The organism is Vibrio sp. B4-6 (assembly GCF_963888245.1).
GTDB lineage: Bacteria > Pseudomonadota > Gammaproteobacteria > Enterobacterales > Vibrionaceae > Vibrio > Vibrio anguillarum.
Map to the genome: position 1 here is coordinate 304793 of NZ_CAWPIM010000011.1, position 14149 is coordinate 318941.

The window sequence follows — 14149 nt, forward strand, 5'->3', positions numbered from 1 at the left end:
GATGATTAATAATCCCAATGATATTGGCTTTATTCATGATATTGCTAGCTTAGATAAGCTACGTCAGCAAGCAAAAACCGGTGATAAAGAAGGCGAGTCAGCGGCGCTCAAGGCCGCAGCCAAACAGTTTGAAGCGATTTTTACCTCAATGTTGTTCAAATCGATGCGAGACGCCAATGCCGATTTTAAATCTGAGATGTTCAACAGCCAAAACGAAGATTTCTATCGACAAATGCTTGATGAACAAATGTCGAGCGAGCTCAGTGCCTCCGGTTCTTTAGGGCTTGCCGATATGATTGTGGCGCAGCTCAGTCAGGCTAACGGCACCTCGAAAAACGATCCATCAATAACCGACCCGACGCAAGATGGTTTCCAAGAAGCCATGCGCCGTATCGAACGCAGTAACAACCGCCGCCTCTCAACGCAAGAAACGATCGAACCTAGCAAGGTCGAATCGAGTCGATTTGATTCGCCGCAAGCGTTTGTAGCTTCAATGAAACCTTATGCTGAAAAAGCAGCGCGGGCATTAGGTGTTGACTCTTCACTGCTACTTGCTCAAGCGGCATTAGAAACCGGATGGGGACAAAAAGTTGTTCAAAATGCTCGTGGTAGCAGTAATAACTTATTCAACATCAAAGCGGATAAAAGTTGGTTAGGTGAGAAAGTGGCGACGCAAACTCTTGAATATCATGATAATACACCAGTGATGGAAAAAGCTGCGTTCCGTTCTTATGGAAATTATCAAGACAGTTTTAATGACTATGTTCGTTTTCTCAATGACAATCCGCGCTACACCGTGGCGCTGAACCATAATGGCAGCGATGAGTCTTTCATTCGTGGCCTGCACGCTGCTGGTTACGCGACGGACCCGTACTATGCTGAAAAAGTGCTGAGAGTAAAATCTCAAATTGAAGCAATGGAATAACCCCTCTAAAGCCAGCCTTGCTGGCTTTTATCTTTCCTTTATTTTGTCTAATCTCTTCTTTGAAACTCCTTTGGCATACATATTGCAATTACTAACTTAGATATTCAGTAACCACTGATTTGATTAGGTTTTCGGGGGCAGTATGGCGTCGGATCTTCTGAATCTAGGTACCCAAAGTGTACTTACCGCTCAGAGACAACTCAGCACCACAGGTCATAACATTTCTAATGTTAATACAGAAGGTTACAGCCGTCAGTCTGTGATCCAAGGGACCAATACGCCTCGCCAATACGGTGGTGAAACCTACGGTATGGGCGTACATGTGGAAAAAGTTCGCCGCTCATGGGATCAATTTGCCGTTAATGAATTAAACCTATCTACCACTAGCTTTTCCTTTAAGCGTGACGACGAAGAAAATTTAGACATGCTCTCAAAGTTATTGTCGTCAGTGGCCTCGAAAAAAATCCCTGAAAACTTAAACGAATGGTTTGATGCGATCAAAACCCTCGCCGACAGCCCGAATGATGTAGGTGCGCGTAAAGTTGTACTTGAGAAAGCGGATCTGATCACTCAAAACATGAATGATTTTCACGAGAACATTCGCCGCCAATCTGATGCGACCAACAAAGGGCTAGATGTTGCCGTTGAGCGTATTAACCAATTGGCGCTTGAGCTGCGAGATTTACAACGCTTAATGATGCGTACTCCTGGTCCTCACAATGACTTAATGGACCAGCATGAAAAATTGGTGGCTGAGTTGTCTGAATACACCAAGGTCACCGTGACGCCACGTAAAAATGCTGAAGGGTTTAACATCCATATCGGGAGCGGGCACACGCTCGTCTCAGGTACAGAAGCCAGCCAAATGAAGATGGTTGATGGTTATCCTGATGTGAGTCAGCGCCGCTTGGCCATGATTGAAGGCAAAGGGATCAAGATCATTACCACTGAGGATATTGGTGGTAAGTTAAGTGCGCTGTTTACGATGCGAGATAAGCACATTCCTTACCTAATGGATGAACTTGGCCGCATGGCAACATCTTTCTCTTATGAAGTTAACAAGTTGCAATCACAAGGCTTGGACTTACGTGGCAATGTGGGAAGAGCGTTGTTTACGGATGTGAACTCTGAAGTCAATGCCCGCTCGCGAGCGATCATCGCTGGCAATTCAAAAGCCGATATGGCGGTCTATATCGAAGATACTTCAGCGTTGAAAAGTGGTGAATACTCCCTACAGTACAACGGCAGCAATTATACCGTATTAAAGCCAACGGGCGAGCGGGTTAACGTTCCGGTCGTTGGCAGCAGTTTATTTTTAGATGGAATGCGAGTTGAGATTCGCAACGCCCCTCAAGCCGGGGAGCGCATATTGCTGCGTCCAACGCGTAATGGTGCCGCTATTATGAAAATGGCGACCAACGATCCGACAGCCATTGCCGCACAAAGTTATGAAGCCTCCACTACTTTTGCCCAAGGGCAGGCAAAATTTAATATTTTATCGGCAGGTGGGCTGCGTGAATTTGAAGTGGTGATCTCACCAACGGGCGATCAATTTGCGGTCACGGATACCAAAGGCAACGTGCTGCTAGAACCACAGGCCTACCCACCATCGAATTCGATTACTGTGCTTGGTACAACGTTTGAATTGACGGCTGGCGCGCTACCCAATGATAAATTTACGGCAAACCTTGTCCCCTCAGAAGGTGATAACGGCAATTTACGTAAGATGCAGCAAATTCAAACGGAGAAAAAACTCAATGGCGGTGAAACAACCGTGCTCGGGGTTTATCACGATCTCAATACTGATTTTGGTTTGCAGCTGGCTACCGCGTCACGCTTAAGTGACGTGGCCAGGCTTGAAAAAGAGTCAGCGCAGGAGCGCATTGCGTCCATTTCCGGAGTCAACCTTGATGAGGAAGCCGCGAACATGATGAAGTTCCAACAAGCTTATATGGCTTCCTCACGCATCATGCAGGTGGCTAATGATACTTTCAACACGATTTTGCAGCTGAGATAGGAGGCGATAAATGTTAACCAGAATATCGAGCTTCCATAACTATCAATCGGTGCAAAACGATATGCGCCGTCAAGAATCAAAGATCCATCATAACCAAGCGCAGCTAGCGTCAGGTAAAAAGTTGCTTTCGGCCAGCGATAGTCCATTAGCCACTCATTACATCCAAAAAGTAGGGCAGCAAGAAGAGCAATTACGCCAATATCTTGATGCAATAGTGCTGGTTCGAAACCGCTTAGAACATCAAGAAGTAATCATTGCCAATGCGGAAAGCTCGACCGATGAGGCAAAGCGTACTGTCATGGAAATGATTAACGGCTCATTCTCTCCAGAAGATAGAGAAGCGAAAGCGCGTGAGCTGCAAGAGATGTTCAACAACTTAATTGAACTAGCAAATACGCAAGATGAGTCCGGTAACTACATGTTTGCCGGAACCAAGCCGAAGAATCAGCCATTTTTTAGAGATAATGCCAGTAACGTGACTTATTCCGGCGATGATTATCAGCGCAAAATGCGTATCTCCAACAGCTTAGAGATCCCGTTCAATAATCCGGGTAATAAAGTGTTTATGGAGATTGATAACCCGTTTGGTAACTACGAACCAAACTATCAATTAAACGAAGGTTCAGAGTTACTGCTCGAGCGTGCAACCAATTTAGACTCGAATGATACATCACGCTATACCGTGACGTTTGTTGATATGGCTAACGGCAAATATGGTTACCAATTAGAGAAAGATGGCAGCGTGGTACAGGCCGATGAGTTTGATCCACAAAAAGGCATTCGATATCAAGATCTGACGGTGCACGTAAAAGGGCAAATCTCGAAAGGTGATGTGTTAAGCCTAGAGCCGCGTTCAACCTTTACCTTATTTGATAGCTATAAAGACGCGATTGAGCTCTCGCAAGGCTCCGTATCGGATGCGTCGACGACAGCGAAACTGCATCAAATTACGGAAGAGTTTCATGCCGCCTTTATTCATCTCAATAAAGTGCGTACTGATGTCGGTGCACGCTTGAGCACTTTAGATATTCAACAAGAACAGCATGAAGATTTCAAAATCAGTTTAGCGAAATCAAAAAGTAACTTTGAAGATCTCGATTACGCAGAAGCGGTGATTGAATTTAATGAGAATTCACGTGCGTTGCAGGCTTCACAACTGGCTTTTGGTAAAACGAAAGATTTGACCCTTTTCAACTATATCTAATCTTCAATGCCTTATGTGCTAAGCCATATGCGCGAAGAGTGGAATGTGTTGAAAAATTGGCCTGGAAATTGCTCATCTATTATCGAGAGATAAAGAGGCAATAGAGCGGCAAACGAAAGTGGCAACTCTGTTGCTAACGAGAAAAAACTGGATGCTCACTCACAAAGATAGAATGAATGAATTTCTTCTAAGTGATTAAAAAACAAAGAATATTAATTTTAATATCAGATGTTTTAAAAGTTGGCATACTAATTGAATTGTCTATATCAGAGTTGATACAACAAGTTTTTAAATCGGCAAATAGCGGATTTAGCAAGTTCACGGTCAGTGCTTCCAAATGAGAGTAAAGCTGGCCGCTTCGCAAAAAGCTTGCGAACTCACTAGGAGAGCAAACTATGACCATTACAGTAAATACTAACGTCTCAGCAATGACTGCTCAGCGTTACCTTAATAAAGCGACGGGTGAATTAAATACCTCGATGGAACGTTTATCATCAGGTAATAAAATCAACAGCGCTAAAGATGATGCGGCAGGCTTACAAATTTCAAACCGCTTAACCGCTCAGTCTCGTGGCCTAGATGTGGCAATGCGTAATGCCAACGACGGTATTTCGATTGCTCAGACTGCGGAAGGGGCAATGAATGAGTCGACCAGTATCTTGCAACGTATGCGTGATCTTGCTCTTCAATCAGCAAACGGCACCAACTCGGCGTCAGAGCGACAAGCTTTGAATGAAGAGTCGACCGCCTTGCAAGATGAGTTAAACCGTATTGCAGAAACGACCTCATTCGGTGGACGTAAACTGCTCAACGGTTCGTTCGGTGAAGCATCGTTCCAGATTGGTGCGAGCTCAGGTGAGGCGATCATTATGGGGCTTACCAGCATACGTGCTGATGACTTCCGTATGGGTGGCCAATCGTTCCTTGCAGAGCAAGGAAAGGACAAGGATTGGGGAGTGCCAGCGGGCGCGCGTGATTTGAAATTTGAATTCACCACCCAGGCAGGTGAGCTTGTTACTCTCGATGTGTTAGCCAAAGATGGCGATGATATTGAAGAGCTAGCGACTTACATTAATGGTCAAACCGATAAGCTTAAAGCATCGGTTGATCAAGACGGTAAACTGCAAATTTTTGCCGCAGAACCGAATTTACAAGGTGACCTTGCCATCTCTGGTGGTTTGGCAACCGAACTTGGCCTAAACGGCGGACCGGGCGTTAAGACGACGGTTCAAGATATTGATATCACCTCAGTTGGTGGCTCTCAAAATGCAGTGGGCGTTCTGGATGCTGCGTTGAGATATGTGGATTCACAACGAGCAGAGCTCGGTGCGAAGCAAAACCGTTTAAGCCATAGCATCAACAACTTGGCCAATATCCAAGAGAATGTTGAAGCATCCAACAGTCGAATTAAAGATACAGATTTTGCGAAAGAAACCACGCAAATGACGAAAGCACAGATTCTGCAACAAGCGGGTACCTCGATTCTCGCTCAAGCAAAACAGTTGCCAAATTCTGCAATGTCACTATTGCAGTAATGTTAGGACCCTTCATCCAACAGCTCAGACGTGGGTTAGGTGAAGGAATCCTTGGCAAAGTATGATTATGGCCGAATATAAAGCTCTCTCAAGATGTACCCTGCTTTATAGTCATAGATAATCATACGCCCCGGTCAGTCGGTAATGTGTTCATTTCTCTGATCTCCACATTGGCTCTGGCTACCAACTAGCCCCGGTTCTCTCAAAGGAAAAGGGGCTTTTCTTTATCTATAACTTCTTGCTCTTATCAATGCTCTTCAATCGCCCGTTAAGCCGACCAATCGCGTCAAATCTTTAATGCTATTTTTGTATTTCAGCCAGTTTTGCAGCGTTTATCCCACTTTTAATCGATATTGGCTATTTTTTACGAAATCGTCGTTTTCCCGTTAAAGGATTCCTAACCGCAGTCGCTAATAATAGTACTTTGAGAGAACTACTTGGTTTTCCGAGACGTCGGAAACCGTTTGTCTATGACGCTAAGTCGGAAAATCAATAGGAGAACCACTATGGCGGTTAATGTAAACACTAACGTTTCAGCTATGACAGCACAACGCTACCTAAACAGTGCTAGCAATGCGCAACAGTTATCAATGGAACGTTTATCATCAGGCTTCAAAATTAATAACGCAAAAGATGACGCAGCAGGTTTGCAAATCTCTAACCGTTTGAACGTTCAAAGCAGAGGCTTAGATGTTGCCGTGCGCAACGCAAATGATGGCATTTCAATTGCGCAGACAGCTGAAGGTGCAATGAACGAAACCACCAACATTTTGCAACGTATGCGTGACTTATCTCTACAATCGTCAAATGGTTCGAACTCTAAGTCCGAGCGTGTAGCGATTCAAGAAGAGATCACTGCGCTGAATGATGAACTCAATCGCATTGCTGAAACTACATCATTTGGTGGTAATAAGCTGCTCAACGGTACTTTTGATACTAAATCGTTCCAAATCGGTGCGGATAACGGTGAAGCAGTAATGCTTAGCCTGAATAATATGCGCAGCGATAATGCATTGATGGGTGGTAAAAGCTATAAGGCAGCAAATGGTCAAGATAAAGATTGGACAGTTCAAGCCGGAGCGAATGATCTGACCATTACGTTGACCGACAAACGTACCGGTGAGCAAACCATCAACCTAAGCGCAAAAGAGGGTGATGACATTGAAGAGTTGGCCACTTACATCAATGGTCAAACCGACATGTTAAAAGCTTCTGTTGACGATGAAGGCAAACTGCAAATCTTTACTGATAGCAACCGCATTGATGGCGTAGCAACCTTTGGTGGCAGCTTAGCGGGTGAACTGAGTTTCCAAGCAGCAAAAGATGTGACAGTCGATACCATTGATGTCACTTCTGTAGGTGGTTCGCAAGAATCAGTGGCCATTGTTGATGCGGCACTGCAATTTGTAGACAGCCATCGTGCTCAACTGGGTGCATTCCAAAACCGTTTCAACCATGCGATTAACAACTTAGATAACATCAACGAAAACGTAAATGCTTCTAAGAGCCGAATTAAAGACACTGATTTTGCGAAAGAAACCACTGCCTTGACTAAATCGCAGATCCTTTCTCAAGCATCAAGCTCAGTGTTGGCACAAGCTAAACAAGCGCCTAATGCTGCTCTTGGTTTGCTTGGTTAAGTCGTTAACTTTTAAATTAAAAATCCAGCTTCGGCTGGATTTTTTTATGCCTCACTTTTCACGTGATCAAAGAATGGATCTGAAAAATGAATCAACGGTTAAAACGGGAGGAAAGGATATATTGTTATGAGGCTAATAAAACAAAACCCAGCCTAAGCTGGGTTTGAATTGATGGTGCGGAAGGAGAGACTTGAACTCTCACACCTTGCGGCGCCAGAACCTAAATCTGGTGCGTCTACCAATTTCGCCACTTCCGCAACTTGTACTGTAGATAGATTGAACATTGGTTATTCAAACTATCGTTATAAATGGTGGCTACGACGGGATTCGAACCTGTGACCCCATCATTATGAGTGATGTGCTCTAACCAACTGAGCTACGTAGCCATTTGACAATCTTAAATCATGGTGCGGAAAGAGAGACTTGAACTCTCACACCTTGCGGCGCCAGAACCTAAATCTGGTGCGTCTACCAATTTCGCCATTTCCGCAGCGTATTCTTTAAATAAACCGAATGTTATTAATTCAGCTTATCTTTTTACGGTCAGCTTATCGCTAACCCTACAAATAATGGCAGGGCTACCTGGATTCGAACCAGGGGATGGCGGCATCAAAAGCCGCTGCCTTACCGCTTGGCGATAGCCCTACAAGATGATTGCTCATCTAAATAATGGTGCGGAAGGAGAGACTTGAACTCTCACACCTTACGGCGCCAGAACCTAAATCTGGTGCGTCTACCAATTTCGCCACTTCCGCAACTTATGCTGTAGATAAACTGAGGATTGGTTACTCAATTTATCGTTGTTATGGGTAGCTTATCGCTAGCCATATGAAATATGGCAGGGCTACCTGGATTCGAACCAGGGAATGGCGGCATCAAAAGCCGCTGCCTTACCGCTTGGCGATAGCCCTACAAGATGATTGCCCATCTAAATAATGGTGCGGAAGGAGAGACTTGAACTCTCACACCTTACGGCGCCAGAACCTAAATCTGGTGCGTCTACCAATTTCGCCACTTCCGCTGTAGATAAACTGAGGATTGGTTACTCAATTTATCGTTGTTATGGGTAGCTTATCGCTAGCCATATGAAATATGGCAGGGCTACCTGGATTCGAACCAGGGAATGGCGGCATCAAAAGCCGCTGCCTTACCGCTTGGCGATAGCCCTACATGATGATTGCTCATCTAAATATGGTGCGGAAAGAGAGACTTGAACTCTCACACCTTGCGGCGCCAGAACCTAAATCTGGTGCGTCTACCAATTTCGCCATTTCCGCAAATTTTTAGTTATCGAGATGGTGCGGAAGGAGAGACTTGAACTCTCACACCTTACGGCGCCAGAACCTAAATCTGGTGCGTCTACCAATTTCGCCACTTCCGCAGCTCGATATCTATGTGTTGCCAACTTTCGCTAACAACTAAATTATGGTGGCTACGACGGGATTTGAACCTGTGACCCCATCATTATGAGTGATGTGCTCTAACCAGCTGAGCTACGTAGCCATCTTTTTGAGCGAGACAATATAATACAATCCACACTCATGTGCCAATGGTTTTTTAAACACTGACCCATTTGAATAATGGCAGGGCTACCTGGATTCGAACCAGGGGATGGCGGCATCAAAAGCCGCTGCCTTACCGCTTGGCGATAGCCCTACAAGATGATTGCTCATCTAAATAATGGTGCGGAAGGAGAGACTTGAACTCTCACACCTTGCGGCGCCAGAACCTAAATCTGGTGCGTCTACCAATTTCGCCACTTCCGCAACTTAACCTGTAGATTCAGTGAATATTGGTATTCATTGAATCGTTGTTATGACCAGTTTATTCGCTAGTCATCTCAATATTGGCAGGGCTACCTGGATTCGAACCAGGGGATGGCGGCATCAAAAGCCGCTGCCTTACCGCTTGGCGATAGCCCTACAAGATGATTGCTCATCTAAATAATGGTGCGGAAAGAGAGACTTGAACTCTCACACCTTGCGGCGCCAGAACCTAAATCTGGTGCGTCTACCAATTTCGCCATTTCCGCAACTTTCCTAAATATTTTTATAAGAAAAACACTTAGGAAATGGTGGCTACGACGGGATTCGAACCTGTGACCCCATCATTATGAGTGATGTGCTCTAACCAACTGAGCTACGTAGCCATTTTTATTCTCTCTTTAAGTTTGCCTTAATGTCGAGAACGGAGCGCATTATGCGGATATGGCTCTAGAGCGTCAATAGTTTTTTTGAATAAATTCTTTGAAACCAACCGTTCGAACTTTTTTTGAACAAAGAGACGTGTTTGTGATCAAAAACGGTTAATAAATCATTAAGCTTATTGATTTTTCCTTGCTTGTCGCTAAGGTTGATTTTGAGAAAAAAACAAAAAAGCCAACAGAATCTGTCGGCTTTAATGGTGTATTAATGGCTGATTAACGAGTTATTTACACGTTGAAGCGGAAGTGGATAACATCGCCATCTTTTACGATGTATTCTTTACCTTCCAAGCGCCATTTGCCCGCTTCTTTAGCTCCATTTTCGCCGCGATATTGAATGAAATCATCATAACCCACAACTTCAGCGCGAATGAAACCACGTTCAAAGTCGGTATGGATTTTACCCGCCGCTTGCGGAGCCGTCGCACCGACCGGAATCGTCCAGGCACGCACTTCTTTTACGCCTGCGGTGAAGTAGGTTTGCAGCGTTAGCAGTTCGTAACCGGTACGAATCACGCGGTTTAGACCGGGTTCTTCAATGCCTAAATCGGCTAAAAACTCGGCGCGATCTTCTTCTTCAAGTTCAGATAGTTCAGCTTCAATGGCTGCGCAAACAGCAACCACAGAATTGTTCTCTTTTTCTGCAAACTCTCTGACAGCATCAAGGTACGGGTTATTTTCAAAGCCATCTTCGTTCACGTTGGCGATATACATGGTTGGTTTCAACGTTAAGAAGTTGAGATAATCTACGGCGGCTAGCTCTTCTTTTGAGAGTTCAACCGTGCGAGCCATACCACCTTCCGTTAATACAGGGAGTAGCTTCTCTAATACGGTGATTTCAAATTTAGCGTCTTTATCGCCACCTTTGGCACGTTTTGCTTGACGTTGAATGGCGCGTTCACAGCTATCAAGGTCGGCAAGGGCAAGCTCTAGATTGATTACTTCAATATCTTCAATTGGCGATACTTTGCCTGCTACGTGAACGATATTTTCGTTCTCGAAGCAGCGAACAACGTGACCAATCGCATCTGTTTCACGGATATTTGCAAGGAATTTGTTGCCTAAACCTTCACCTTTTGACGCGCCAGCCACTAGGCCTGCGATATCGACAAATTCCATTGTCGTCGGAAGGATACGTTGAGGGTTTACAATTTCTGCTAACGCATCGAGACGAAGGTCTGGAACAGGAACCACACCCGTGTTTGGTTCGATAGTGCAAAACGGGAAGTTTGCTGCTTCGATGCCCGCTTTAGTTAGTGCATTAAATAATGTTGATTTACCCACATTTGGTAAACCCACGATGCCACATTTAAAACCCATGACTGTAACCTTATTCAGCTTTGAACGTATGTAAGCGATTTTGTGCTTTAGTTAGACCATCTTTTAGTAAAATGTCGAAGCAACGAACCGATTCGTCAACCGCGGCATCTAGGCACTCTTGCTCTTTGGCGGGTGCTTTACCTAAAACATAGCCTGCTACTTTATCTTTGTGCCCCGGATGGCCGATACCAATCCGCAGGCGGTAGAATTCTTTGTTATTGCCGAGTTTGCTGATGGTGTCTTTAAGGCCATTATGCCCGCCATGACCACCGCCCATTTTGAACTTAGCTACCCCGGGAGGTAAGTCTAGTTCATCATGTGCCACCATGATCTCTTCTGGTTTTATCTGGTAAAACTTGGCGATGGCCGCCACGGCTTTACCGGATAAATTCATAAAAGTTGTTGGGATCAATAAACGCAGATCTTCACCATTAACCACGATACGTCCGGTGAAACCGAAGAATTTGGCTTCGTTTTTCAAGGTGACGTTATGAACTCGGGCTAATTCTTCTACTACCCAAGCGCCGGCATTGTGCCTCGTTTTGGCGTATTCAGGGCCAGGATTCGCTAGCCCGACAAGAAGTTTGATTGGTTGGCTCAAGGTTAGGATCTCTTTGCAATATCAAAAGCGCGGTATGATAGCACACAAAAGGGAAAGGGTGCGAGGCGCTAAAATAACAAAGGAAAAAGCACCTCATTTTTCAATGAAGTGCTTTAAAAGCATTTAAAAATCAGTAAATAAACTGAGTTTTAATTAAACATGGCAGAAATAGACTCTTCGTTGCTAATGCGACGAATCGCTTCAGCAAGCATGCTAGACAAGGTTAATTGTGTCACTTTGCCGGTTGCCGCCATCTCTTTAGATAGGGTGATCGAGTCTGTGACGATAACTTGGTCTAGTACTGAGTTTTTGATATTTTTCGCTGCGTTACCTGAGAATACCGCGTGCGTTGCGTAAGCAAACACACGTTTTGCACCACGTTCTTTCAACGCTTCAGCGGCTTTACACAAAGTGCCGCCAGTGTCGATCATGTCATCGACGATCACACAATCGCGACCATCAACATCGCCAATCAGGTTCATAACTTCAGACACGTTGGCGCGTGGACGACGTTTATCAACGATTGCGATGTCGATATCACCTAATGCTTTTGCAGTCGCACGAGCACGAACCACGCCACCAAGGTCAGGTGAAACCACAACAGGATCTTCTAACCCACGCGCTTTCATATCTTCAAGCAACACCGGCGTACCAAAGATGTTATCTACTGGGACGTCAAAGAAGCCTTGGATTTGTTCTGCGTGAAGGTCGATGGTCAAAACGCGGTCAACACCAACGTTTGAAAGGAAATCTGCAACAACTTTTGCAGTGATCGGTACACGAGCAGAGCGCACTCGGCGGTCTTGACGGGCATAACCAAAATATGGGATGACAGCAGTAATACGGCCTGCTGAAGCACGGCGCATTGCATCAATCATCACTACTAATTCCATTAAGTTGTCATTAGTAGGAGCACAAGTAGATTGAATAATAAATACATCGCTACCACGAACATTTTCGTTGATTTGCACTGCAACTTCACCGTCGGAGAAACGAGAAACAGTAGCATCACCAAGAGAGATGTATAGACGTTCAGCAATACGTTGGGCTAGTTCAGGTGTGGCGTTACCAGCAAATAGCTTCATATCAGGCACGGTGGAAACCTCAGGGTTGCGTCCAGTTTTTAAATAGGTCGGGTGTTGGCGAATTGGTATTCAGCCAGAGTCTTTTTCAGTGGCGAAATGTTACACCCTAAGGCGACAAACGCGAAGACTGTGTCAGGGAGCTTGGCAAGGACAGCTTCCGCTTCTACTTTGCTAGAAAATTCGGCAAAAACGCAAGATCCCGTCCCAGTCAATCTTGACGGCGCGTATTGTAGCAGCCATGAAAGTTGCTTATCAACCTCTGGGTACAGCATTCGGACAATTTTTTCGCAATCGTTTTCGTAAGGGTGTTCGAGAAGCGTTGCTAGCGCTCGTTTTGGCGTGTTCCTTATCAATTGGGGATGAGTGAAAATATCTTTCGTTGCAATGCTCACATTAGGCCGAACCACCAAATACCATTTTTGCTTTGGTTCGGTTTGGGTCAGTTTTTCACCTACGCCTTCAGCAAATGCGGCAAAGCCATGGACAAAAACGGGAACATCCGCCCCGAGTGTTAAACCGAGCGTAGCGAGTTCTTGCTGTGATAAATTGGTTTGCCATAAGTAGTTCAGTGCAACAAGCACGGTTGCAGCATTGGAAGAGCCGCCACCGATGCCACCGCCCATTGGCAAAACTTTATTTAATTCAATGCTCGCGCCATAGCGGCATCCACTTGCCTTTTGTAAGGCGATGGCCGCTTTCCAAATCAAGTTGTCTTGTAGCGCAACGCCAGCAATGGCTGGTGTGAGAGTTATTTCGCCAGACTGATTGGCGGTAATGGTTAACTCATCACCAAAATCGAGAAATTGAAACAGTGTCTGTAATTCATGATATCCGTCGGCTCTTTGCCCGGTGATGTACAGAAACAGGTTGAGCTTAGCGGGTGATGGCCAGTGGGTTGGGGTGCAAATCATGGCGTTAGGGTCCACTTTGAAATGACGAGGTTTAATGAAACTTGATCTTGAGTCAGCTTCAGTTTGGCAGGAAGTGGCACTGAAGTGGAAGAAGCGGATGTTGATGCGAAGGGATAAGCTTGGTAGTTCAAATATTCCAAGTGCCAGCGGCTAAGCCCTAGCTGTTTATCTAACGATGCCAACAAATTATTTTGATTCAATTGAAAACCATCCGCCTCGGTTGGTAGCCCAAGCAGCCAATCTTGTAGCTGCTCAATGGGGATCGATAACCCAGTTAACTCGTAAACTAAAGCATCCGCATTCTGCGCATCGATAATTTGATCATCATACGTTTTGACCTGGGCGCCCTGAGGCGAGATGGAGAGATTTAAAACGGTCTGCCCTAAAAATGTTGAGAGACGAAGCTGGCTATGGTCGGCGTTTTTTTGCCAATGAAAATTGAGGGATTGGCGCTGTTGTGGTGATATATAGCCGAGTTTTCCGCTGGCTTGGTACTCGCGGATCGTTTGCAATTGCTGTTGGTGTTGCTGCCAGCCGACGCTCTCGACCCTTGTTGAGGGTAAGTTTGTGCAACCAAAGAGTGTTAGCAGAGTGAGGAGAGTTAAAATCAGTCTATTTGCGCGTGTCATATCTGCCCATTATTTACACAGTGAATGCCGTAAAAACGCCTCACTATATCATTGATATCACGAAGTCGGGAAAACAAAT

10 protein-coding genes and 16 tRNA genes are annotated in these 14149 nt (G+C 45.2%); 5 read left to right on the forward strand and 21 right to left on the reverse strand.

The window, feature by feature from the left end; all coding sequences use genetic code 11:
* Position 1: 1 nt before the first annotated feature.
* The 5 genes from flgJ to AACV20_RS04320 all read left to right on the forward strand — a co-directional run bounded on the left by flgJ (position 2) and on the right by AACV20_RS04320 (position 7321).
* A complete protein-coding gene (gene flgJ / locus AACV20_RS04300; RefSeq protein ID WP_017045946.1) occupies positions 2–925 on the forward strand; it encodes a flagellar assembly peptidoglycan hydrolase FlgJ in 924 nt (307 codons plus the stop codon).
* A gap of 142 nt (positions 926–1067) precedes the next feature.
* Entirely contained in the window at positions 1068–2942 is a 1875-nt protein-coding gene (flgK, locus tag AACV20_RS04305) for a flagellar hook-associated protein FlgK (RefSeq protein WP_170906935.1), read from the forward strand.
* 10 nt (positions 2943–2952) lie between these two features.
* Positions 2953–4146: a flagellar hook-associated protein FlgL gene (gene flgL / locus AACV20_RS04310; RefSeq protein WP_013856259.1), complete on the forward strand. Its 1194-nt coding sequence runs from the start codon at positions 2953–2955 to the stop codon at positions 4144–4146.
* Between the two features lie 395 nt (positions 4147–4541).
* Positions 4542–5681 (forward strand): flagellin, encoded by a 1140-nt coding sequence (locus AACV20_RS04315; protein ID WP_017047296.1) that lies wholly within the window; start codon positions 4542–4544, stop codon positions 5679–5681.
* A 506-nt stretch (positions 5682–6187) separates the two neighbouring features.
* Entirely contained in the window at positions 6188–7321 is a 1134-nt protein-coding gene (locus tag AACV20_RS04320; RefSeq protein WP_026027393.1) for a flagellin, read from the forward strand.
* Positions 7322–7493: 172 nt separating this feature from the next.
* Here AACV20_RS04320 and AACV20_RS04325 read toward each other — a convergent pair.
* From AACV20_RS04325 to lolB, 21 genes are all read right to left on the reverse strand, one after another.
* Positions 7494–7578: transfer RNA gene (locus tag AACV20_RS04325), tRNA-Leu, on the reverse strand.
* Positions 7579–7630: 52 nt separating this feature from the next.
* Positions 7631–7707 (reverse strand) — tRNA-Met (locus AACV20_RS04330).
* A gap of 19 nt (positions 7708–7726) precedes the next feature.
* Positions 7727–7811 (reverse strand) — tRNA-Leu (locus AACV20_RS04335).
* 80 nt (positions 7812–7891) lie between these two features.
* Positions 7892–7966 (reverse strand) — tRNA-Gln (locus tag AACV20_RS04340).
* A gap of 25 nt (positions 7967–7991) precedes the next feature.
* Positions 7992–8076 (reverse strand) — tRNA-Leu (locus AACV20_RS04345).
* Positions 8077–8157: 81 nt separating this feature from the next.
* Positions 8158–8232, reverse strand: a tRNA-Gln gene (locus AACV20_RS04350).
* Positions 8233–8257: 25 nt separating this feature from the next.
* Positions 8258–8342, reverse strand: a tRNA-Leu gene (locus tag AACV20_RS04355).
* Positions 8343–8414: 72 nt separating this feature from the next.
* Positions 8415–8489 (reverse strand) — tRNA-Gln (locus tag AACV20_RS04360).
* A 24-nt stretch (positions 8490–8513) separates the two neighbouring features.
* A tRNA-Leu gene (locus AACV20_RS04365) sits at positions 8514–8598 on the reverse strand.
* A 19-nt stretch (positions 8599–8617) separates the two neighbouring features.
* A tRNA-Leu gene (locus AACV20_RS04370) sits at positions 8618–8702 on the reverse strand.
* Between the two features lie 45 nt (positions 8703–8747).
* Positions 8748–8824: transfer RNA gene (locus AACV20_RS04375), tRNA-Met, on the reverse strand.
* Between the two features lie 78 nt (positions 8825–8902).
* Positions 8903–8977, reverse strand: a tRNA-Gln gene (locus tag AACV20_RS04380).
* Between the two features lie 25 nt (positions 8978–9002).
* Positions 9003–9087, reverse strand: a tRNA-Leu gene (locus tag AACV20_RS04385).
* Between the two features lie 81 nt (positions 9088–9168).
* Positions 9169–9243 (reverse strand) — tRNA-Gln (locus tag AACV20_RS04390).
* Positions 9244–9268: 25 nt separating this feature from the next.
* Positions 9269–9353 (reverse strand) — tRNA-Leu (locus tag AACV20_RS04395).
* 40 nt (positions 9354–9393) lie between these two features.
* Positions 9394–9470: transfer RNA gene (locus tag AACV20_RS04400), tRNA-Met, on the reverse strand.
* A gap of 282 nt (positions 9471–9752) precedes the next feature.
* Entirely contained in the window at positions 9753–10844 is a 1092-nt protein-coding gene (ychF, locus tag AACV20_RS04405; protein WP_170906936.1) for a redox-regulated ATPase YchF, read from the reverse strand.
* Positions 10845–10854: 10 nt separating this feature from the next.
* Positions 10855–11445, reverse strand: coding sequence for an aminoacyl-tRNA hydrolase (gene pth / locus AACV20_RS04410; RefSeq protein ID WP_013856262.1), 591 nt, complete (start codon positions 11443–11445; stop codon positions 10855–10857).
* 149 nt (positions 11446–11594) lie between these two features.
* Positions 11595–12539, reverse strand: coding sequence for a ribose-phosphate pyrophosphokinase (locus tag AACV20_RS04415; protein WP_010320509.1), 945 nt, complete (start codon positions 12537–12539; stop codon positions 11595–11597).
* A 29-nt stretch (positions 12540–12568) separates the two neighbouring features.
* Positions 12569–13441, reverse strand: coding sequence for a 4-(cytidine 5'-diphospho)-2-C-methyl-D-erythritol kinase (ispE, locus tag AACV20_RS04420; RefSeq protein WP_019280893.1), 873 nt, complete (start codon positions 13439–13441; stop codon positions 12569–12571).
* A complete protein-coding gene (gene lolB / locus AACV20_RS04425) occupies positions 13438–14070 on the reverse strand; it encodes a lipoprotein insertase outer membrane protein LolB (protein ID WP_094146826.1) in 633 nt (210 codons plus the stop codon). The genes ispE and lolB overlap by 4 nt, the downstream gene beginning before the upstream one ends.
* Positions 14071–14149: the final 79 nt, after the last annotated feature.